Origin of the sequence: Paenibacillus turicensis, assembly GCF_050461185.1 — a bacterium.
GTDB lineage: Bacteria > Bacillota > Bacilli > Paenibacillales > Paenibacillaceae > Fontibacillus > Fontibacillus turicensis_A.
In genome coordinates, this window is the sequence record NZ_JBCMOR010000008.1 from 19654 (window position 1) to 41306 (window position 21653).

Sequence of the window (21653 nt, forward strand, 5' to 3'; positions counted from 1 at the left end):
TTAGCTATTATATTACATCAAGCCCTGCTCCTTCAAACTTACAAACGATCCATCTCCAATAATGATATGATCAAGCACATCAATTCCAAGAAGTTTGCCACCTTCACATAAGCGAGTGGTAATCGAAATGTCCTCAGAGCTTGGAGTTGGATCACCGCTAGGATGATTATGGACACACACAATGGAAGCACTGCTGCATTTAATCGCGGCACGAAATACTTCGCGCGGATGAACAATCGATGCATTCAGACTTCCGATTGATAATGTTTCTTGGGCAATGATATGGTTTTTTATGTTCAAAAACAGACAAATAAAATGCTCTTTTTGTAAATAACGCAACTGCTCCATGACATAATAAGCGATATCCTCTGGTCGACGAATCACAGTGGGATCAGGAAGCTTACTTTGCGAAATTCGATGCCCCAGCTCAATCCCTGCTTTAATTTGAATTGCTTTAGCTGGGCCAATTCCTTTTATACCAACAAGCTCATCTAAACTAAAATCCATAAGTCCGCGAACACCTTCAGTTTCGAGCAATACACTTTGCGCCAATTGAAGTGCGGATTGTTGCCTACTACCTGTTCGAAGTAAAATTGCCAGCAATTCTGAATGGCTTAAAGCCTTAACGCCATACTGAAGCATACGTTCTCGTGGACGTTCATGCTCTGGCATATCTTTTAGTAAATGAGAAGGATAAACCATAATTAACATCTCCATTTCCGAATGTAAATAAGAAATACATTTCGGAAGGATATGCTTTACCACTTCCATTTTTTGTGGTGACTATGCTAAAACATGTATATTATATTTTTTCAGCATATCGCTAAGTAATGATAAAGGTAAACCAACGACATTAAAATAACAACCCTCAATCCCTGTAACGATAGAGGCGCCTAAGCCTTGAATTCCATAGCCTCCAGCCTTATCCAGCCCTTCTTTACTGCTAGCATAAGCTTGAATTTCTGATTCAGACAAAGACTTCATCGTAACGGTTGTGACACAATGAGCGATATGCTTTTCACCAGTAGACCCATCTAAACACGTAACTCCAGTCCATACTTGGTGACTTCTGCCTTGTAGTGAAGTAAGCATATTAGCTGCCTCCTCTACATCTTGTGGTTTACCTAGGATGGTGCCATCTCGAACAACAATCGTGTCACTTCCAATAATAACAGCATCGCTGTGCATTGACTTAAGTGAAGTGTACACTGATTCCGCCTTGCGTGACGACAGTTCATGTACAACTTGTTCTGGTGTAAAGCTTTCAGGTACCTGTTCATCAGCATGACTAGCAATTACGGTGAAACTTAACTCTAGACATGACAAGAGTTGACTTCTTCTTGGAGAAGTAGAGGCAAGAATGATCGGTCTTGTATTTTTTGAGTTCAAAAGATATAACGCTCCTTAAAGGCAATAGTTACACTTTCATTTTAAAAAGTTCTCGCCATATTTTTACACTTCATTATTATAAGGTTAATTGCTTATCAATACAAACACAAATAAGACAAGGGGAATCATTTCTACCCTTGTCTTATTATACCATTTACTGTGTAGACGATATCATATGTTGTTCTGCCAAAATAAATTTCATCAATTCATTTTGCACTTCCCATAGCAACGTTTTAGCTCCCTTTTTATTAAATTCGCTTATCGCCTCTACTGCACTATGAATTGACTTATCCATCACTGTGACAGCTTCAAGTTGCTTACCTGCTAACTTACCTTGAATTCCAGTAGCTGCATTAATCCATTCCTGATGAGCGGTTTGCAATGCCTTCATCTCCGCTTCATCCAGAGCTTTAGCTTCTGCTTGCTGGAGCCGATCTGCAGATGCAGTTGATAACAGATCTACAATGGCTACACTAGACTTAATATAGTTTTCTAGTATAGCTGCTTCTCCTTGGAATGGAACCACGGCTGCTCTAGGAAATCCAACCTCATGAATAATTAAATTAACGCCTTGTGCTTTTAATTCATTTCCAAGCAGCTTTGCTTGCTCACGCTCTGAGGATACACCTGCGTATACACGCTTTTCATCCACTGTATCTCTCGCTGCTGCAATTCCTGATGCCCGCAGCTCTTCTTGGGCAAGCTGTACACCTTGTGCAGTGCTAAACACACCATATTGCAAAAAATAATAGGTTTTATCTGGTAGCTTAATTCCTACAGGCGGAATTGAGGTCGATGATTCTTTAGAGCTAGGTGTTGTAGATGAAACTGAGGTTGCAGGATCCGATTGACTTGGAACTCCCCCTGTTGGGACAGGCATTGTAATCTCTTGATTAAATATAGCTAACACTACTGCACCAAACAAAACGCCAGTCATAACAGCACCCGCAATGGACCCACTTAGCTTCCACCAATTGGTCGTACGTTTACTTGGCGGTGTCTCGACTGGATAAATCCCCCCTCCTAAATCGACATGATCCACAAATGGGTCCCCCCAATTGCTGGTATCGATAGGCTGGTATGTCACCCTCTCATTTTGAGTAGAACTACTTTCCTCATATCCTTGGTCATACACTTGATGCTGTACTTGATCAACAACTTGATCATGCACTTGCCCATGTATATGTTCATACTCTTTCTTGTACTGGTGTTCATCGTCTTGTACTTGTTTTTGCTCATAATATGCTTCAATTTGCTTTTGCTCATGATGTATTGGCTCATGATGTATTGGCTCATGATGTACTTGTTCATGCCCAAGCTCAACTCTATTTTGTAAGTTGTTCACGGGTTGGGCAGTTTGTTCTATTGATCGTGTTGGTTGATCTAGTACAGGCTTTGCAGTATCAAAACGAAAGGTCATTTTTGCTTTATTCACCTTTTGCACGCTCCTTGTCCAAGCTTCTACTTAACCATATGAGTTAATATGCCTAGTTATGCTTAGTAATAGGTTTTGTTTTAATTATCTTTTAAATATATGGTAGATTTGTACATGGGACTTATGTATAATGATAGTCATTACAAATTGCATATTTTTGTTATGCACTAGGGGTGCCGTAGCCGGCTGAGAAGTCTATGTGAACATACATAGGTTAACCCTTGTACCCGATCTGGATAATACTAGCGTGGGGAAGTGCGGCGAAGCTAATAATTTATACCTTTAGTTTGATTTTTTCAAAATTATTAGATAGAACTGCGCTTTCTGATCCATTTAGAAAGTGCAGTTTTTTTATGCTCTTCGCCCTCCTTGACTGTAAAATCCAGCAATTATAAAGGAGGTTTTATTTATGTTAGAACAGCAAAACACAGCTCAAAACAATGTAGGATGTGGCACAGGGAGAATTGTAGGCTGCAGGTTTTCACTTTATCCGATGAGCGATCAATTTGTCTCCATTATTGTGGATGCAATTGCTGAAACAAACACGTCCAAGGTATGGCATGAAAGCGACAGTATTAGCACCTGTGTACGCGGGAAAATAAACCACGTATTTAATGTGGTGCAAACTATTTATCAGCACGCAGCTAGCAGTAAACAGCATGTCGTAATTAGTGCAACCTTCTCCATTGGTTGTCCTGGTGATACTACGGGCGATAGCTATATGGAGGTAGATGATGTGTTATGTAATGAGGTTAGTTATGATCAGGACGCCAAGGCTCAATTTGCCCTTTATCCATTAGGAGAAGTTAATTATATGGATAAGATTTATAGCGCGATGGATATCGCCGAAAAGAGAGGCACCTTTGCGGGTGGTGTTCACTATGCTAGTCAACTACAAGGTGATATTTCTAAAATTTTTGATACGCTTCATGAAGTATTTCAATCAACGACTAAAGAAACTAATCATGTCGTTATGACCGCCACGATCGGTTGTAATAGTCCTTCCGAAAAGAAGGGTGACCTCTAACATGAAAAATTGGAAGCTACGTGACATTATCGTTTTAAGCTCATTATCTGTAGTCTTTGCTGTCATCTACTTGTTATTCCTCCAAGTCGGAAATGTTTTATTTGGTTTTATGGGACCGATGGGTTATGAAATCATTTTCGGAATTTGGTTTATTGTCTCAATTATCGCCGCGTATATTTTAAGAAGACCAGGGGCCGCGCTGTTATCTGAAACGATTGCAGGGACGATTGAGGTGCTCATCGGCAACACAACCGGACCTATTTTAATATTATCTGCTTTTATCCAAGGGTTAGGTGCGGAGGCAGTTTTTGCTGCATTTCGGTACAAAAGCTATCGCAAGCCTGTATTACTACTTGCTGGAGCAGGTTCAGCGGTATTTAGCTTTATTTGGGGGTACTTCTACTCAGGGATGTCAGCACTTTCTACTTCACTAGTTATTAGTATGTTTGTTGTACGGATAATAAGTGGAGTTCTACTCGCAGGCTGGTTAGGTAAATGGATTGCTGATGCACTCGTTAAAACAGGTGTTCTACGTAATTTCCCGATAGCTAAGCAGCAAAACCAACAGAAGCTACAATCTCATACTACTTCCCATGCTACCTCCCATACTTCTATAAAGGTGGAATGATATGATGGCACTTGCAGCTCATAATTTGTCTCTTTATTTAGACGAAAATGACTCTGCTCCTTTGTTTTCATCCATAAATATACAGCTTAAGCCAGGAAAGCTAACCTTATTACTTGGTCCTAGTGGCAGTGGCAAAAGCTCTCTCGCTTTGTGCTTAAACGGAATTTATCCACATGCGATAGAGGGAGTTGTACATGGAGAGGTGCTCCTTGAACAAAAAAGCTTATCCTCAATGAATGCCAGTTCCATCGCAAAACATGTCGGTATTGTGTTTCAAGATCCGGACAGTCAGTTTTGTATGCTAAAGGTGGAAGATGAGCTTGCCTTTTGTCTTGAAAATATAGGTACACCTGCTCATCAGATTGATACACGTATTAATGAAGCACTTACACTCGTTGCTTTAGAAAAATATCGCTATGCTAACATTGAATCCTTATCTGGCGGGATGAAGCAGCGTTTATCAATCGCTTGTGCTTTAGCGCTGCAGCCCAAGGTGCTTATTTTAGATGAACCCACTAGTAATCTTGATCCAATCAGTACGAAAGGGATTGCAGCATGTATTGATCGATTAAAGCAAGAGTACAACATTGCCGTCCTGCTGATTGAGCATCAACTGGATGCTTGGATGCCTTATGTGGATCAATTAGCGGTGCTTGGTAAGGAGGGAACATTTGATTTTCAGGGTGACGCTGTTGATTATTTTAGCAATCATGTTGCCCAAGCAGCGAAGCTTGGTATATGGATGCCCACCGCGACAACGTTACATGAGGAATTACAGCTCTACTGTGATAGTAAGTGCAAAACTGTGATTGAAGCAGAGGCACCTTTACATGCAGATGAGCTGTTCGAGAAATGGATAGCAATGCCTGCTTCCATTAGAAATCATGCATTGCAATACTTAAATCGCAATAGAAGTAAAATGCTAAAGCAGAGTAAAAAAACAAGCCATCTCCCACCCCTGTTGGAGTTAGATGAGATATCTTTTGCTAGAAAATCAAGAAAATTCAAAAATAACATTATCAACAATATTAGCTTATGTATTCCTCAAGGTGAATTTATTGCGCTGGTGGGACCTAATGGAGCTGGGAAATCTACATTGGCGGGATTAATGTCAGGGTTATTAAAACCAACACAAGGAGAAATCAAGCTAAACACACTGCCACTTCAACATTATCCTGAATTAGAGCTAAGGCAGATGCTTGGTCTCATTTTTCAGCACCCAGAGCATCAATTTGTAACGGAATCTGTGTATGACGAGTTAGCATTTAGCATGAGAGAGCAAGGACTTAATGAGTCCTCCATCCATGAGCGTGTCATCGGTTTGCTGGAGCAATATAGGTTATCCCAGCATCGTCATGCAAGCCCCTTTTCGTTAAGTGAAGGACAAAAACGTAGGCTAAGCGTTGCGGCGATGCTAAGTGAACAGCAAGGCTTATTAATCTGTGATGAGCCTACCTATGGACAAGATCAGTTTTCTACTCAGGAAATTATGGATGCGTTAAATTTACGGGTAAGCCAAGGCATGAGTGTATTTATGATTACACATGATATGGAAATTGTGGAGCAATATTGTCACCGAGTCATTGTTTTAAACCAAGGGAAGATTGCCTTTGATGGGCCTACTTCACAGTTGTGGCAGCTTCCTAATGAGCAGTTAGCCTACTATCATCTAAGCAAGCCAATATCAGTTTGTTTAGCTCAGCAACTTGAAGCTATGAAAAATAAGAAAAGCTCTTATTCTAGTACAAAAGGTAGCGTATCTCTATGAACATGACCACCTCAGAACAAATAAAAGCCTATACGCCTAACAGCGCTTCTGTTACTTCTGTTACTCCTGAAGGTGCTAGAAATATTACTAATAACTCCTATCGTAGCTTTTTAAACCAGGTTAACCCTGCGATAAAAGCACTCAGCGTAATCATATGTATTTGTATTTTATCCTTTGCGTTGGATTATGTTACTTTTCTTAGCTTCAGCTTGTTTACGCTTTTACTAACATGGACGTTTGGTGTTTTTAACTGGCGAAAATGGCTTTTACTGCTCATTCCATTTATATTTTTAGCTTTTGGTTACTTTATGACAGCGATCCTCTTTCCAAACCAAGCTTCTATCGATGAGCAATTATTATTCTCTTGGGGATTTGTACAGCTTCATGCCTCCACACTACAACATGCTATTGCCTTAGCCTTAAGACCTTTAGCGTATTGCATGTTATCCTTGTTATTTATTTTAACAACAGACCCGGTCGTTTTTATATTTAGCTTGATGCAGCAATGTAAGCTGTCGCCGAAGCTGGCATATGGAATTTTAGCAGGTTATCGTTTTTTACCTTTATTTAGACAGGAGTTATCTATCATTCAGCAAGCGCATCGCATTCGTGGGGCAGGCCCAAAGCAGAACAAACTCACCAACTTTTTTTACAATATTAAACGTAGTACAATCCCATTATTTGCGAGTGCAATTCGAAAATCAGAACGTTTAGCTGTAGCCATGATTTCGCGTGGGTTTACGGGAGATAAAAACCGAGATTACTATGTAAAATTGCAAGTTACGTGGCGAGACTGGTTGTTTTTTTGCATAATGCTGTGTGGTGTTGTAGCTGCGTATACTGTTTCGTACTCAATGGGTACGTTAAATTGGATTGGAAAATAATAAAACAAAAAAGGAGTATGGATTGTTCCTCTAAATAGAGGCGCAATCCACACTTCTTTTATTTACACATTTATGTCATGTTTATCACATTTATTACAGTTAACCTATGTTCACAATTAAGCTTCGAGCTTAGTTGCAAGATGTTTACCCACCTTATAAATGTCGCCCGCACCCATCGTTAACACTAAATCACCTGAAGCAAGACGGCCTTGTAAATCAACTAAAACATCTTCCTTTGTAGGTAAATGTCTTGTATTCGCATTGGAATTTTGTTTAATTAACTCTACCAGTCTGGCTGAATTAATGCCTTCAATTTGCTTTTCTCCAGCAGGGGAATAAATATCGGTAATAATCACTTCATCGGCTTCCCCAAATGCCCGACTAAAGTCATCCAGTAAAAAGTAAGTTCTTGTATAGCGTTGTGGTTGGAAAACGGCAATAATTTTTTTACCTGTCGCCTTTGCCGCAGAGATCGTAGCTAAAATCTCAGTAGGGTGATGTGCATAGTCATCAATAATCAAAATATCATTGTAATCACCTAACACCTGAAATCTACGTTTTGCACCATGTGTAAGACATATCGCATCAACGATTTCTGCAAAAGGAATTCCTGCCTCTAAGCACACAATCACCGCTGCCATCGAGTTGTAAACATTATGCTTACCAGGTACAGATAGGTGTACTTGCCCTAATTCTTCGTTGCCATGAAACATCGTATAGGTTACTTTGCGATCACCTAATACAAGGTCTTTGGCCATGTAGTCACAGTTCGCATCAATACCGTATGTAACAATTTCACTTGTCATTTGCGGCATTAACTCAAGGATATTGTGATCATCTCCACATACAACGGCTTTACCACCTGGCTTAATTTGATTCACAAATTGCACATAGGCCTGCTTTAATTTGTTGAAATCACCGTCATAGTTTTCTAAATGGTCTGCTTCGATATTAGTCACAATGCCATAGGCTGGATAGTAGTGTAGGAATGAGCCATCACTTTCGTCAGCCTCAGCGACAACATATTTTCCCTTCCCCGCTTTTGCATTTGTTCCTTTATCTACAATTTCGCCACCAACGATGTAGGTTGGATCTATACCGCAGTTGTCCATGACACTTGCAATCATCGACGTTGTTGTTGTTTTACCGTGTGTACCTGCAACAGCTACACCTTCTCGTTCATTCAACAATTTTGCAAGCATTTCAGAACGATGTAGTACAGGAATTCCTAGTTTCTCTGCTTCAACACGCTCCACATTACTTTTAGGCAAAGCAGTAGAATAAACAACTAAGTCCGCACCATGAACCTGCTCTGCATTGTGCCCAATGTAGATTTTTGCACCTTTTGTTGCTAATTTTTCAGTCAACTCTTGTGAAGCAAGATCAGAACCGGTTACATTATACCCCATTTCGAGCATAACACGGGCAATCGCACTCATACCGTATCCACCGATACCGATAAAATGAACATGTTGTTCTGTATAATTCAACAAAGAAAGTCACCAGCCTTTTTCAGAATCGGTTTGATGCAAAAGATTCGCTCTCACATCAGAAATCATATACAATGTACCTGTCACAACGCCCAAATCATCTTGCTCTGTTTGTGCTAACAATAGAGAGAGCGCCTTTTTCCAGTCAGGTTCTACAATAATTTTCAAATCTGCCTTTGCATATTGTGCCTTAAGCTTATTCACAATTTCAAATAAGTCTTCTGCATCTAATTTTCTCCGAAAATCAGGCTCACTTAATATCAATGTATCCACTATAGGTAATATATGCTGTAAATAGGCTTGATGATGCTTATTCGCAAGAATCCCCATCATCAGATTCAATTTTTTATACTGATACGTTTCAGGAATGCTATGTGCTAGTGATGCAGCGCCTTCTGGATTATGAGCGCCATCCAATACAATCCTCGGATTAGAACGAACTAATTCCATTCTTCCTGCCCACAATGTATCACGCATACCCTTTTTAATTGCATCATCACTTAATACATAACCTAATTGCTTACGCAAAATTTCCAGCACCATTAATACACCCGATGCATTTGTACATTGATGCTCCCCTTGTAGTCCAATTTCAATCAAAAGGTCATGGGAAGGGCCACTAAAGTGCAACTGTTGACTAAGCTCACTTAGCGGTTCACGTTTATAAGTAAATTGCTCCTGCCACAAATACAATGGCGCATGCTTCGCTTTAGCCGTTTTTTTTAAAACAGCGATCGCTTCAGGTTGAGTTACACAACTTACTACAGGGATACCTTCCTTAATGATCCCCGCCTTTTCCGCAGCAATTAATTGGATCGTATCACCTAACACATCGGTATGATCCATCCCAATATTCGTAATGAGAGAAATTAATGGCGTAACAATATTTGTTACATCCATCCTTCCCCCAAGACCAGTCTCCCATACTACAACATCTGGTTTACAATAGCTAGCAAAATAAACAATCGCAATTGCTGTACTTACTTCAAACATCGTTGGAGAACCTAGCTCACTATCTGCAATTTGCCAAACAATAGGCATCATTTGCGTTGTAACAGATAATAAGGTTTCTTCCGCAATGTCCTCCAAATTATATTGAAAACGGTTTGTGAATTTTGTAATATAGGGTGACGTAAATGTGCCAACTGTATATCCACATTCCATTAAAGTTCGTGTTAAAAAAGCACAAGAGGAACCTTTTCCATTCGTTCCAGCAACATGGATAAATTTTAGTTTTTCATGTGGATTCCCAAAGGCCTCCATCATCATCAAAATACGTTCAAGCCCCGGTCTAATTCCAAAAGGTATTAAGCTATTAATCCACTCTACTGCCTCTTCATAACTTGCTGGCAGCTCTTGCTCCCTATTACTCACTTCCATCATTTTCACCTTCAGTTGATATTATAGGACTACAGAGCAAAAAAATCCATAACAGATAGTCTTGCACAATGATTACGAGTAACCAAGTGCAAGACTTTGTTATGTGTTTAATCTAGTTAACCTTTTAATTCAGCTATACGCGCAATGACTTTATTACGTTTTTCTGAATAGTCCGCTTTTTTATTGGTTTCCTCTTCAATTACTTTTGCAGGTGCTTTCGCAACAAAGCCTTCATTCGCTAGCTTTTTCTCCACACGCTCTACCTCTTTATTGTAATGCTCCAATTCTTTTTCAAGGCGAGCAATTTCTTGGGCAATATCAATTAATCCTGCAAGTGGCAAAAACAGCTCTGAACCTGTCACTATTGCACTCATTGCTTTATCAGGAGCAGAAATTTGAAGTGAAGCCTCGTAATGTGACGTATTACAGAAACGAGCAATATAATGCTCATTACGAGTTAAAATATTGAGCATGTCTTCTGAGCTAGGCTTAACCAGCAATTCAATCTTTTTGCTCATCGGTACATTTACTTCTGCACGAATGTTACGCACAGCGCGAATGATATCCATTAATAGGTTCATTTCCTGTACAGCATCAGGTGCTTCAAGTGCTTCATCATACTTAGGCCATTCTGCTGCCAAAGTGATTGTATCGCCATGATGCGGCAAATGCTGCCATATTTCCTCGGAAATAAACGGCATAAACGGATGAATTAAGCGCAACGTACGATCAAGGACATAAGCCAGTACAGAACCAGTTTTCGCTTTTGCTGCCGCATCCTCACCATAAAACGATAACTTCGCAAATTCAATATACCAATCACAAAGGTCATCCCATATAAAGTTGTAAAGTACACGACCAGTTTCGCCAAAGTCATAGGCATCTAACAAACGTGTAACCTCACGTGCCGTCTCGTTAAAGCGATGTAAAATCCAACGATCTGCTGTAGATAAATCTCCAGTAATATCGATTTGCTCATATGTTAAGCCCTCAAGGTTCATTAAAGCAAACCGAGAAGCATTCCAAATTTTGTTAGCAAAATTACGTGCTTGCTCTACACGTTCCCAGCGGAAGCGTAGGTCTTGCCCTGGTGTACTACCTGTAGAGATCATATAGCGCATCGCATCTGCACCATATTGTTCAATTACATCAAGTGGATCTACACCGTTGCCTAATGACTTAGACATTTTTTTACCTTCGCTATCACGTACTAATCCATGCATAAATACATCTTTAAATGGAATTTGCTCTGTAAATTCCAATGAAGTAAAGATCATTCTTGCTACCCAGAAATAAATAATATCGTAGCCAGTTACTAATACATCAGTAGGGAAATAACGTTTAAAGTCTTCGTTATCTACATCAGGCCAACCTAATGTCGAAAACGGCCATAATGCGGAACTGAACCACGTATCAAGCACATCATTATCTTGAATAAGATCGTCTCTACCTAACTTTTCACGTGCTTCCTCTTCACTATGTGCAACGACCATTTCACCTGTAGCTTCACTATACCAAGCAGGAATACGATGACCCCACCAAAGCTGACGAGAAATACACCAATCATGTACATTTTCAATCCAATGCAAATACGTTTTTTCAAAACGATCCGGAATAAAGTTGACACCTGTGTTATCTCTTTGTGCTTGAATTGCTGTATCTGCTAACGGCTTCATTTTAACAAACCATTGTGTAGATAAGTACGGCTCAACTACCGCACCAGAGCGTTCACTATGCCCAACCTGATGTAAATGGTCTTCAATTTTAATCAAAACGCCCATATCCTTCAGATCAGCAACAATTTGCTTACGGCATTCACTACGATCAAGACCGTTATATTTAGCCGCCTCATGGTTCATAGTTCCACTTTCATCCATCACAATGATTTGTGGCAAATCATGACGAAGTCCTACTTCAAAGTCATTTGGATCATGTGCCGGTGTTATTTTAACTGCACCACTACCAAAATCCTTTTCTACATACTCATCTGCAATAATCGGAATTTCACGATTAACGATCGGTAGTAGCAGGGTTTTGCCAATAAGGTGCTTATACCGCTCGTCCTCTGGATGAACCGCCACCGCCGTATCCCCAAGCATCGTTTCAGGACGTGTCGTTGCAACAGTAAGATGTCCACTACCATCTGTAAGCGGATATTGTAAATGATACAAATGTCCATTCACTTCTTTATATTCAACTTCAATATCAGACAATGCGGTTCTAGCTGCTGGGTCCCAGTTAATAATTTTTTTACCACGATAAATTAAACCTTTTTCATATAGCTTCACAAATACTTCGCGTACAGCCTTAGACAAGCCTTCATCTAATGTAAAGCGTTCACGGGAGTAATCAAGAGAAAGTCCCATTTTTGCCCATTGCTCTTGAATTGTTTTGTTGTATTGTTCTTTCCATTCCCATACCTGTTCAAGGAATTTCTCTCTGCCAAGATCATAACGGGATAAGCCTTGTTCACGTAGTTTTTGTTCTACTTTAGTTTGGGTTGCAATCCCTGCATGATCAGCACCTGGTAGCCATAATGCATCGTAACCTTGCATTCTTTTTGTACGAATAATAATATCCTGTAACGTAAAGTCAAGGGCATGACCAATATGAAGCATACCTGTTACGTTAGGTGGTGGGATTACAATCGTAAACGGGGTAGCATCTTGCTTTTGTCCTGCTTTAAAGTAATCATTTTCAAGCCAATACTTATACCATTTTTGCTCGGCTGCTTTTGGATCATATGTGGTAGGCATTTCAGCCGAAGCCTTTGAATTCAGCTTCTCTGTCATCATCGATCAACCTTTCATGTTCATATTCATAATAAACGGCTCAGGTTACATTTTTAATGTTGAGCCCCTTTTAGGCAAACAAAAAAGCCTCTCGTCTCAAAGGACGAAAGGCTTTACTTTCGCGGTACCACCTTTGTTTCATAAATAACCCATTTCCAATCCTAATGACTTACTTCTATTCATCAAAAGAAGGAATATAACAAGTTCATCTATGACACTTATGCAGATAACGGCTGCTTGCCGACCTATTCTAAGCGATGATTACCTCGATTCAAATAGGCAACTCCCGGGCGACTTCAATCAGCTACATCCTGTGAAATTTCTCAGCCAATCAATTCCACTCTCTGAAGGCTTCACTGCTTACTATTCCCGTTCCAAGTTATTAATCAAGTGTAGTTAATATACAACTTATCCTACATTATATACACTTTATCATACATTGGAACCCCAAGAGAGTCAAGATTTTAAGGAATATATAAAACTTGACCTTCAGCCAAATTTTGTTCTTCTAAACGATTATACAATTGAAGCTCCCTTGAGCTAAGGTGATAACGTTCCGCAATTTCGTTCAAGGTTTCTTCCCTCTGAACAATGACTAACTTCATTTTACGGAAAGGGGCTTGCTCTTCAGCTTCCTGACGAATAAACAAGTTTTTCCATGAAGGGCGATTTCCAATATCCTCTTCTTCTGCGATGAGCCCCGCTTCTACTTCCTCTTGCTCTACCTCATCAGTCTCTACAATATGACGATGCTTTGGCAATAGGTTGCTTATGCTAAATGAAGATAATCCGTCCTGATCGTTGCTTTTTTTGCTACCAAGCGCAATTTTCATCTCTGGCTTATCTTCATGCTCTTGATCTTCAGTTGAAGATAAAGTTACTTCCTGCCCTTCCTCTAGTTGGGATGCATCTAGACTTTGAGCAACAGGGAGATCCTCCTCCGGAGAACTAAATGAATCCTCTGTCCAAGTGCTAACTGCTTCAACAGGAGCCTCTACAGCGACCTCTTGAGCACCTACATTTTTGTCACTAGCTGACATTAAAGCCTCATCCCATGTCAACTGCTCTGACGTTTCTGCTGGCTGAAAGCTAGAAATATGAGACTCAGGGGCAGGGATTGGTTCACCTACCACTTCCGCCACAGGAAAACTAGACGCTTCCAACGATTCCAGAGGTTTAATTTCCTCTGCATTCACATCAAAGGTTTGCCCCGATACGGTGCTTAACTGCTCAGGAACCCAAGCCCCCTGCTGCTCGTCCGCAGCATATGGGATCGCAGCGACTTCCTCAACACCTGGGTATTGCTCTCTATGCTCGGAATTCGATAATTCATGCTCTGCTGTAAACTCTTGATCCCGCCACTCTTCACCTGTGGAGGACACACTTGTTTCAATGCCTTGTAGTAATAAAACACCTGTGACATTTAAGCTTCTGCTATTAAGCAAATCTACATCAAAGTTTTCGATTTCTACGGCAATTTCTTCTAAATCATTCACACGACTAAGTGGAATTGTAATTTCAACAGGAATATAATGCTCTAACTGCTGAGATTCTCCGCCACCTCGATACACCCCTGTCAACAATAAATGCCCCCGCAAGGATGCATATTCCTCTCCAGGTATGACTTGAACTTTAGGATAAAGTTCAATTTCTTCTAATTCATCAATTCCAATTACATCATCGCCTAAATGGATACGCTCATAAATATCAAATCGTAGTCCGTAAGATTGATCGACCAAAAGTTATACCTCCCCTCAACAATAAACAAACACGAGTAAAGCTCGAATTACCACTCGTTTAATCTATATGCACAAAATGGGACGGCATGACTTTTTTATTCATAAAAAAAGAGAAAATAGGATGTGTCTGAGGACACACCCTATTTTAATAGATTTATTCCCAGCTGCTGCTGTAGCTGGACAAGCGCTTCAGGCAAAGGATCGTGGATCGTGATACTCTCACCTGACCATGGATGTAGAAACGATAAGCTTATACCATGTAAGGCTTGATAAGATAAATATGCTGTATCACCACCATATAACTCATCCCCAACTAATGGATGCCCTACGGCACTAAGGTGAACCCGAATTTGATGCGTTCGTCCTGTCTCTAATTCTAGCGCAAGCTTACTATAGCTATTGCTAGCTTCAAGTAGCTCAACATGCGTAATCGCCACTTTACCATTCGGACTAACACGTTGCCGTTTAGGATGATGACGATCCTTCCCAATCGGTTGATCAATCTTAGTTAAGCTGGGATCAACCTTCCCCTCAACAAAAGCGACATAACGGCGTGCAATTTCTTTACGCGACATCGCCTCATCTAGCTTTAGCTGAGCATATTGATTTTTAGCATAAAGCACGGGTCCTGACGTGAATTCATCAAGTCGATGGATATGCTGTGGTGCAATAGACTCATTGCGATGAATAAAAATGCTGGCAACTCTATCATCTAATGTCGATATTTTTTTGATGCCACCATCACTATGAATCTTAATCCCTACAGGCTTATGCACGACGAGACAAAAATCATCTTCATATAAAATTTCTGCTTCATCCGCACAATCCTCATATTGTGTAGACGCAGCAGGGAATAGATGCAAACGCAAGCGATCCCCCGCTATTTTAATACCACCAGTATGACTGAGCAGGTGCACCAGTTTAAGCGGCATTCCTTGCTGTATTAGCCATTCCTGCACTTTGATTATGCGCTCCTCTAAAGTCCCATTACCAAAAATTTTTCCTGGAGTAAGCTCTAGCCATTCTCCTCGTTTTGACCCTAAAACCTTAAAGCTCATAGCTTTTGCAGTGCACGTCGTTGTGCTTCAATCGTAAAATCAATGTCCTCCTCAGTGTGCACACCTGAAATAAACATCCCTTCAAATTGTGAAGGCGCAATACTGATCCCTTCCTCTAACATTGCTACAAAATACCGTTTAAACAAATCAAGATCACTTTGCTTCGCTGTAGCAAAATTCGTTACAGGCTGATCGGTAAAAAATGGACAAATCATCGAACCAACACGATTAATTGTACAAGGTAAGCCAAGTTCCTTAGCATTGTCTAAAAAACCCGCTTCCATTTTTGCGCCAAGTCGTTCTAGCCGTTCATATACCTCATCTGTGAGCAGTGATAACGTTGCAAACCCTGCCGCCATAGCAAGTGGATTTCCGCTTAATGTGCCTGCCTGATAAATTGGGCCGCTAGGTGCAATTTGTGACATAATTTCAGCTTTACCACCATATGCTCCAACGGGCAATCCACCCCCAATGACTTTACCCAGACATGTCAAATCAGGTGTCACCCCAAATCTTCCTTGTGCACAATTCATATGTACGCGGAAGCCAGTCATTACTTCATCAAAAATAAGCAAGCTGCCATATTGGGTTGTAATATCACGTAAGCCTTCAAGGAATCCTGGAAGTGGCGGCACAACGCCCATATTTCCAGCGATCGGTTCAACGATGATCGCCGCAATTTCTTCCCCATATTGATTAAATGCAAGCTTCACTGCTTCAATATCGTTATAAGGTAACGCAATTGTATTTTGAGCGATTGCTGGCGGAACACCAGGACTATCGGGAAGACCTAATGTCGCAACACCAGAACCTGCCTTAATAAGCAAGCTATCCCCATGTCCATGATAAGAGCCTTCGAACTTAATAATTTTATGACGTCCTGTATATCCTCTTGCTAAACGAATGGCACTTAACGTTGCTTCTGTACCAGAGTTAACCATCCGCACGATTTCAACCGACGGGACACGACTTGCGACAAGCTTCGCCATTTCTGTTTCTAGCAAAGTGGGTAAACCAAAGCTAGTGCCTTTTGTTGCTGTATCATGTAACGCCTGTACTACCTCTGGATGGGCATGCCCCATAATAAGGGGACCCCATGAACAAATATAGTCAATGTATTCATTACCATCGATATCATGAATTTTAGAGCCTTGTCCACGCTCTACATAAACGGGTGGCACTCCTACTGATTTAAAGGCACGCACAGGACTATTCACACCACCTGGCATAACTTGTCTTGCCGCCTCAAAAGCAGCCTCAGATTTTGATGAATGAATTCTTCCGATTTTCTGATTCATAACATTCACGCTCCGATTCAATTTTTCTTTAACTTAGATATTAAATTTGGGCTCAATCTTGAAATCAGTGCTTGACCGCTAACCCAAACTAGCGAAGAGACAGAGAGTTTCTTAAGGTTGTCTCTTAAAATTAAATTCCATCCATTAAAATTATTCCAATAAAGGAATTTGATTTTAACAACAATCGCAAGAACTCTCTGGATCGTAGCTACCAGCCCCCAGCCGATGTCAAGTACTTATTTCTAAATGGAGCCCTAATTTTCCCGCAACCAGCGCGCCATGTCTTTTGCGAAATACGTAATGATAATATCTGCGCCTGCACGCTTCATGCCAAGCAGCATTTCGGTTACGATCGCCTTTTCATTAATCCAACCCTGCAATGCCGCCGCCTTAACCATCGAATATTCACCACTTACGTTGTAAGCCACTAATGGTAAATCAAATTGCTGGCGAAGTAATGAGATGACGTCCATAAACGCTAAAGCAGGTTTAACCATTAACATATCTGCACCCTCAGCTACATCAGATTCTGCTTCTCGCAAAGCTTCTCTAACGTTAGCAGGGTCCATTTGATACGTTTTACGATCGCCAAATTGAGGAGCTGAATCGGCCGCCTCACGGAATGGACCATAAAAAGCAGAGGCGTATTTTACGGAATAAGACATGATTGGTATATGTGTGTATCCAGCATCATCTAGTCCTGTGCGAATTGCCCCCACAAAGCCATCCATCATGTTAGAAGGCGCAATAATATCTGCACCTGCTGCGGCTTGAGATACTGCCGTTTTCACTAATAGCTCTAGTGATTCATCATTCATCACATCACCACAAATATGTCCATCCCGTTCATATGTATGAACCATGCCACAATGTCCATGATCAGTAAACTCACATAAACAAGTATCAGCTACCACTAACAAATCAGGATAAAGTGACTTAATTTTACGTGTTGCTTGTTGAACAATGCCATCATCGGCAAATGCGGAGCTACCTATTTCATCTTTACTTTCAGGAATGCCAAACAGCAATACTGCTGAAATATCAAGCTCTACAATTTCTTTTAACTCTTCCTCTAACCGATCAATTGAAAAATGATGAATGCCAGGCATGGACGAGATTTCATTTTTGATGCCTTCACCATGTGTAATAAAAATAGGCTGAATAAAATCATTCACCGTTAATACGGTTTCACGCACCATGTTCCGCATCCCACTTGATTGACGTAAACGACGATGTCTTTTAATTGGAAAAATCATACAATAATCAACCTCCTAATATCCTGATTTCTTAATTAAGCGAAATATATACTGATTGCTTCAAGCAAACTATCCAGTGTAGCTTCTTTAGGTATAAGTGTAACCTCAAGTCCAAGGTCTTGTGCGGTCTGGGCTGTAATCTCTCCGATACACGCAACTGGAATACCTTTAATTGCTTGGAGCGGATTTTCAATGCCCATGTTGATTAATGCCTGAATAAAGTTTTTTACAGTAGATGAGCTGGTAAAGGTAATAATATCAATTAAATGATGTTCAAGTGCGTGGAGCAAGGCAGAATCATGCTGACGGACAGGGATCGTTTCATACATCATAATTTCGGTCACATAAAGTCCCATATCCACTAAAACCTCGTGTAGCCAAGGTCGCGCCAGATTACCACGTGGCAACAAAACCCGTTGCCCTGACTTTAGCTCATTTGCAAACTTAGCTATTAAGCCCTCTGCTTGAAATACTTCAGGTAATGCTTGTGGCTCTATCCCACGCATCCTTAATGCCGCGCCCGTAGCAGGCCCAACAGCAACAACCTTTGCCTTATGCAAATGACTAGTCTCCAGTTTCAGTGTGTTCATCCGATCAAAAAAATACTCCACACCTGTCACGCTAGTGAAAAAAATCCAGTCAAATTGCTTAAGCTGTTGCAATACTTCATTTCCATAATCAATATCTGCTGCTTGCCAAGGCGGTATAGTTTCAATCACTGAAAAAATAAAAGGGGTTCCTTGCTTTTCCTTTATTTTGTGAGCAAATTGGCTTGCCCCTGAACGTGATCTTGTGACTAATACCGTTTTACCAGCTAAATCTGCCATCTAATTCACTCCCTAGCTTCAGCCAGGATTTCACCTGCACCTTCAGAAATTAATTTCCATGCAAGCTGTTCGCCAAGCTTAATTGGATCATTGCCAATCATACTTTCCTTTAAAATTTTACGACCATCCGCATAACCAACCATACCCGTAAGTTCAATTTTTTCATCATCAAGTAGTGTCGCATAGGCACCGATTGGGATTTGACAACCTCCGTTTAATACACTTAAAAACTTGCGCTCTGCTGATACCGTTTGTGCTGTTATATCATCGTTATATAAAGCCAATAGCTGCCTTACCTCTACATCATCCTCACGGCACTCTATACCTAAAGCGCCTTGACCTACTGCTGGCAAGCAAAGCTCTACTGGTAAATAAGAAGAGGCTTTGTGTCCCCATCCCATTCGATTAAGTCCTGCAGAAGCTAATACAATCGCATCAAAGCCTTCGGTTTCTAATTTTCGGATTCTAGAGTCAATGTTGCCACGAATCGATTGAATATTTAAATCAGGTCGATAGCTTAACAATTGACTGCTACGTCTTAGACTGCTCGTCCCTACAACGGCGCCCTCAGGCAGTTCATCCAAGCTTAATCCTGTAGCTGAAATCAATACATCTCTTGGATCCTCACGGCGTGGCACTGCACCTGTCGTTAACCCCTCTGGCAACATCGAGGGCATGTCCTTCATACTATGCACAGCAAAGTCAATTTCGCCATCCAACATCGCTTGTTCGATTTCCTTAACAAATAAACCTTTACCCCCAACCTTAGATAAGGTTACATCTAAAATGCGGTCACCTTTGGTAATAATTTTTTTAATTTCAAAATCAAAGGCAAGTCCATGCTTTTGACATAATAACTTTAAATCTGAAATGACTTGATTTGTTTGTGTTAAAGCTAACTGACTTTGTCTGGTTCCAACTACAATGGTCCTGTTCATATATGTCCTCCTCAAAATCAGGTTGATTATAGCATAGAAGCCCTGATCCCATGTGTCAAAAAAACACGTTTAGGGTCAGGGCATATAACTTGGATGCTTATATTTACATTGATATTAGTGTAAGCACAGGTTCAGCTTCTGGACTTTTCTTCATTGTTGACTCAGTGGATGTCTCCTCTAAATCCTCCAATTGATCCTCTAGCGCAAAAATTTGTGCAAACATTTTTATTGCGTCTGCCCCATCCACTTCGCCTGCTATTTCTTTAATTCGATGAATCGGATCATGCATCATTTGATTTATAATACTTTTAGTTAAACGACGAATCGTTGCTTGCTGACGTTGATCTAATTCTGGCAATTTGTTAAAAAGACTTTGCATTGTGCTTTCATGAATCAAGGCTGATTTCTGTCTTAATGCATGGATCATTGGTTGTACCTCTAACGTACCAACCCATTCTTGAAATTCTACAATCTCAGTTTCAATCATCGCTTCAATTTTTAAAGATTCAAGGCGACGTATATCCATATTACTTTCTACAATACCTTCAAGATCATCAATATCATATAAATATACGTGCTGTAGCTCACCAATAGCAGGATCAATGTCCCTTGGCACGGCAATATCAACAATAAATAAGGGACGATTCGTTCTGTCGCCCATTTTTTGAGCAACCTCTGAGGCAGTGAGGACGTATCCTTCTGACCCTGTAGAGCTAATTAAAATATCTATTTGATCAAGACCTGCAATAGCTTGCTGCATCGTACATGCAGTCCCATTAAATTGCTGTGCTAATTCCTGTGCACGCGCATAGGTCCGATTGGCAACTAACACCTTTTTAGCGCCCCCACCACTTAAATGCTTGACGGTAAGCTCACTCATTTTGCCAGCACCTAAAATTAAAACAACTTTATCTTCAAATCCGCCAAAAATACGTTTGCCAAGCTCTACGGCCGCATAGCTGACAGAAACAGCATTTTCTCCGATTGCGGTTTCAGCATGTGCACGTTTCCCTAAAGTGATCGCTTGTTTAAACAAGCGATTAAACCAAGTCCCTGTCGCCTTCTGCTCTTGTGCTAACAAAAAGGCTTTACGTACTTGACCTAATATTTGAGTTTCCCCTAACACCATAGAGTCTAGTCCACAAGTTACTGAAAATAAATGGGCGATCGCCGCTTCATCTTGGTGTACATAAATATAGGAACTAAATTCCTCTCGCGGAATGCCAAACCACTGCTCTAAAAACCCTTTTATATAATGTCCACTCATATAAGGCTTATCAACAACAACATATATTTCTGTTCGGTTGCAGGTAGCAATTATAACGCCTTCCAATACACTTTTCATGTGCTTCAACTCTTCGAGTGCTCCTGGAAGTTCACTTTCCACAAAAGAGAAACGTTCTCTCACTTCAACCGGAGCCGTCCGATAGTTCAACCCCATTACCATAACGTGCATTGCAAGTTCACCTACCTGTGTAGTTTAGAATATCATTAATTTGATGTATCCAGTTAAAATCTATTGTTAAGTATATCACATAGATCATCGAAACTTTTGAACTTTACTTGACAGTTTGTTGAAGTTTTATGAACAAAATCAAAATCTAACTTACGTTTGGAGCATGGAGGGCTACGTTTTGCAGGATGTTTCGATCGCTCTTAAAATTGGATTGCACGAATATGTTCTAGGGTGGCAATCCAATTTTTAAATGCGAACGCTAACGCTTCTCCACATTCCTGCAAAACT

The 21653-nt window shown here is 40.5% G+C and carries 17 protein-coding genes, 1 riboswitch and 1 other annotated feature; of the genes, 4 read left to right on the forward strand and 13 right to left on the reverse strand.

Annotated elements, in window-relative coordinates:
* Positions 1–12: 12 nt before the first annotated feature.
* From radC to ABE099_RS13645, 3 genes are all read right to left on the reverse strand, one after another.
* Positions 13–702, reverse strand: coding sequence for a RadC family protein (radC, locus tag ABE099_RS13635; RefSeq protein WP_430031623.1), 690 nt, complete (start codon positions 700–702; stop codon positions 13–15).
* 81 nt (positions 703–783) lie between these two features.
* The gene (locus tag ABE099_RS13640; RefSeq protein ID WP_430031625.1) at positions 784–1389 is read right to left on the reverse strand and encodes a Maf family protein; all 606 of its coding nucleotides are present in this window, start codon (positions 1387–1389) and stop codon (positions 784–786) included.
* A gap of 154 nt (positions 1390–1543) precedes the next feature.
* Positions 1544–2824, reverse strand: a complete 1281-nt coding sequence (locus tag ABE099_RS13645; protein WP_430031627.1) for an SPOR domain-containing protein — start codon at positions 2822–2824, stop codon at positions 1544–1546.
* 159 nt (positions 2825–2983) lie between these two features.
* Positions 2984–3095, forward strand: a riboswitch (TPP riboswitch).
* Between the two features lie 138 nt (positions 3096–3233).
* Between ABE099_RS13645 and ABE099_RS13650 the strand changes: the two genes are divergently transcribed.
* The 4 genes from ABE099_RS13650 to ABE099_RS13665 are packed head-to-tail and all read left to right on the forward strand — an operon-like array spanning position 3234 to position 7131.
* Positions 3234–3851, forward strand: a complete 618-nt coding sequence (locus ABE099_RS13650) for a YkoF family thiamine/hydroxymethylpyrimidine-binding protein (protein WP_430031629.1) — start codon at positions 3234–3236, stop codon at positions 3849–3851.
* Position 3852: 1 nt separating this feature from the next.
* Positions 3853–4479: an ECF transporter S component gene (locus tag ABE099_RS13655; protein WP_430031631.1), complete on the forward strand. Its 627-nt coding sequence runs from the start codon at positions 3853–3855 to the stop codon at positions 4477–4479.
* Between the two features lie 4 nt (positions 4480–4483).
* Positions 4484–6247: an ABC transporter ATP-binding protein gene (locus ABE099_RS13660; RefSeq protein WP_430031633.1), complete on the forward strand. Its 1764-nt coding sequence runs from the start codon at positions 4484–4486 to the stop codon at positions 6245–6247.
* Complete coding sequence (locus ABE099_RS13665; protein WP_430031635.1) at positions 6244–7131, forward strand: energy-coupling factor transporter transmembrane component T family protein; 888 nt, start codon at positions 6244–6246, stop codon at positions 7129–7131. Before ABE099_RS13660 ends, ABE099_RS13665 begins: the two co-directional genes overlap by 4 nt.
* Positions 7132–7247: 116 nt before the next feature.
* Here the strand turns inward: ABE099_RS13665 and murC are convergent, their stop codons facing one another.
* From murC to hemA, 10 genes are all read right to left on the reverse strand, one after another.
* Complete coding sequence (gene murC, locus ABE099_RS13670; protein WP_430031637.1) at positions 7248–8624, reverse strand: UDP-N-acetylmuramate--L-alanine ligase; 1377 nt, start codon at positions 8622–8624, stop codon at positions 7248–7250.
* A gap of 6 nt (positions 8625–8630) precedes the next feature.
* Positions 8631–10004 carry a bifunctional folylpolyglutamate synthase/dihydrofolate synthase gene (locus ABE099_RS13675; RefSeq protein WP_430031639.1) on the reverse strand — a complete coding sequence of 458 codons (1374 nt, stop codon included), beginning with the start codon at positions 10002–10004 and terminating at the stop codon, positions 8631–8633.
* 113 nt (positions 10005–10117) lie between these two features.
* A complete protein-coding gene (locus ABE099_RS13680; protein WP_430031641.1) occupies positions 10118–12793 on the reverse strand; it encodes a valine--tRNA ligase in 2676 nt (891 codons plus the stop codon).
* Positions 12794–12889: 96 nt separating this feature from the next.
* Positions 12890–13179: a binding site (T-box leader), on the reverse strand.
* Between the two features lie 78 nt (positions 13180–13257).
* Entirely contained in the window at positions 13258–14532 is a 1275-nt protein-coding gene (locus ABE099_RS13685) for a LysM peptidoglycan-binding domain-containing protein (protein ID WP_430031643.1), read from the reverse strand.
* Positions 14533–14672: 140 nt separating this feature from the next.
* Positions 14673–15590, reverse strand: a complete 918-nt coding sequence (locus ABE099_RS13690) for an RluA family pseudouridine synthase (RefSeq protein ID WP_430031645.1) — start codon at positions 15588–15590, stop codon at positions 14673–14675.
* On the reverse strand, positions 15587–16888 hold the full coding sequence (gene hemL / locus ABE099_RS13695; RefSeq protein WP_430031647.1) for a glutamate-1-semialdehyde 2,1-aminomutase: 1302 nt from the start codon (positions 16886–16888) through the stop codon (positions 15587–15589). The genes ABE099_RS13690 and hemL overlap by 4 nt, the downstream gene beginning before the upstream one ends.
* A 254-nt stretch (positions 16889–17142) precedes the next feature.
* Positions 17143–18144, reverse strand: coding sequence for a porphobilinogen synthase (hemB, locus tag ABE099_RS13700; protein ID WP_430031649.1), 1002 nt, complete (start codon positions 18142–18144; stop codon positions 17143–17145).
* Between the two features lie 35 nt (positions 18145–18179).
* Positions 18180–18971, reverse strand: a complete 792-nt coding sequence (locus ABE099_RS13705; RefSeq protein WP_430031651.1) for a uroporphyrinogen-III synthase — start codon at positions 18969–18971, stop codon at positions 18180–18182.
* Positions 18972–18976: 5 nt separating this feature from the next.
* Positions 18977–19909 (reverse strand): hydroxymethylbilane synthase, encoded by a 933-nt coding sequence (gene hemC / locus ABE099_RS13710; protein ID WP_430031653.1) that lies wholly within the window; start codon positions 19907–19909, stop codon positions 18977–18979.
* Positions 19910–20012: 103 nt separating this feature from the next.
* Positions 20013–21365 carry a glutamyl-tRNA reductase gene (gene hemA / locus ABE099_RS13715; RefSeq protein ID WP_430031655.1) on the reverse strand — a complete coding sequence of 451 codons (1353 nt, stop codon included), beginning with the start codon at positions 21363–21365 and terminating at the stop codon, positions 20013–20015.
* Positions 21366–21653: the final 288 nt, after the last annotated feature.

Coding starts and splice junctions, on each gene's coding strand:
- radC (WP_430031623.1), bottom strand. CDS start 702: ATGGTTTATCCTTCTCATTTACTAAAAGATATGCCAGAGCATGAACGT.
- ABE099_RS13650 (WP_430031629.1), top strand. CDS start 3,234: ATGTTAGAACAGCAAAACACAGCTCAAAACAATGTAGGATGTGGCACA.
- ABE099_RS13655 (WP_430031631.1), top strand. CDS start 3,853: ATGAAAAATTGGAAGCTACGTGACATTATCGTTTTAAGCTCATTATCT.
- ABE099_RS13660 (WP_430031633.1), top strand. CDS start 4,484: ATGGCACTTGCAGCTCATAATTTGTCTCTTTATTTAGACGAAAATGAC.
- ABE099_RS13665 (WP_430031635.1), top strand. CDS start 6,244: ATGAACATGACCACCTCAGAACAAATAAAAGCCTATACGCCTAACAGC.
- ABE099_RS13675 (WP_430031639.1), bottom strand. CDS start 10,004: ATGATGGAAGTGAGTAATAGGGAGCAAGAGCTGCCAGCAAGTTATGAA.
- ABE099_RS13680 (WP_430031641.1), bottom strand. CDS start 12,793: ATGACAGAGAAGCTGAATTCAAAGGCTTCGGCTGAAATGCCTACCACA.
- ABE099_RS13690 (WP_430031645.1), bottom strand. CDS start 15,590: ATGAGCTTTAAGGTTTTAGGGTCAAAACGAGGAGAATGGCTAGAGCTT.
- hemL (WP_430031647.1), bottom strand. CDS start 16,888: ATGAATCAGAAAATCGGAAGAATTCATTCATCAAAATCTGAGGCTGCT.
- hemB (WP_430031649.1), bottom strand. CDS start 18,144: ATGATTTTTCCAATTAAAAGACATCGTCGTTTACGTCAATCAAGTGGG.
- ABE099_RS13705 (WP_430031651.1), bottom strand. CDS start 18,971: ATGGCAGATTTAGCTGGTAAAACGGTATTAGTCACAAGATCACGTTCA.
- hemC (WP_430031653.1), bottom strand. CDS start 19,909: ATGAACAGGACCATTGTAGTTGGAACCAGACAAAGTCAGTTAGCTTTA.
- hemA (WP_430031655.1), bottom strand. CDS start 21,365: ATGCACGTTATGGTAATGGGGTTGAACTATCGGACGGCTCCGGTTGAA.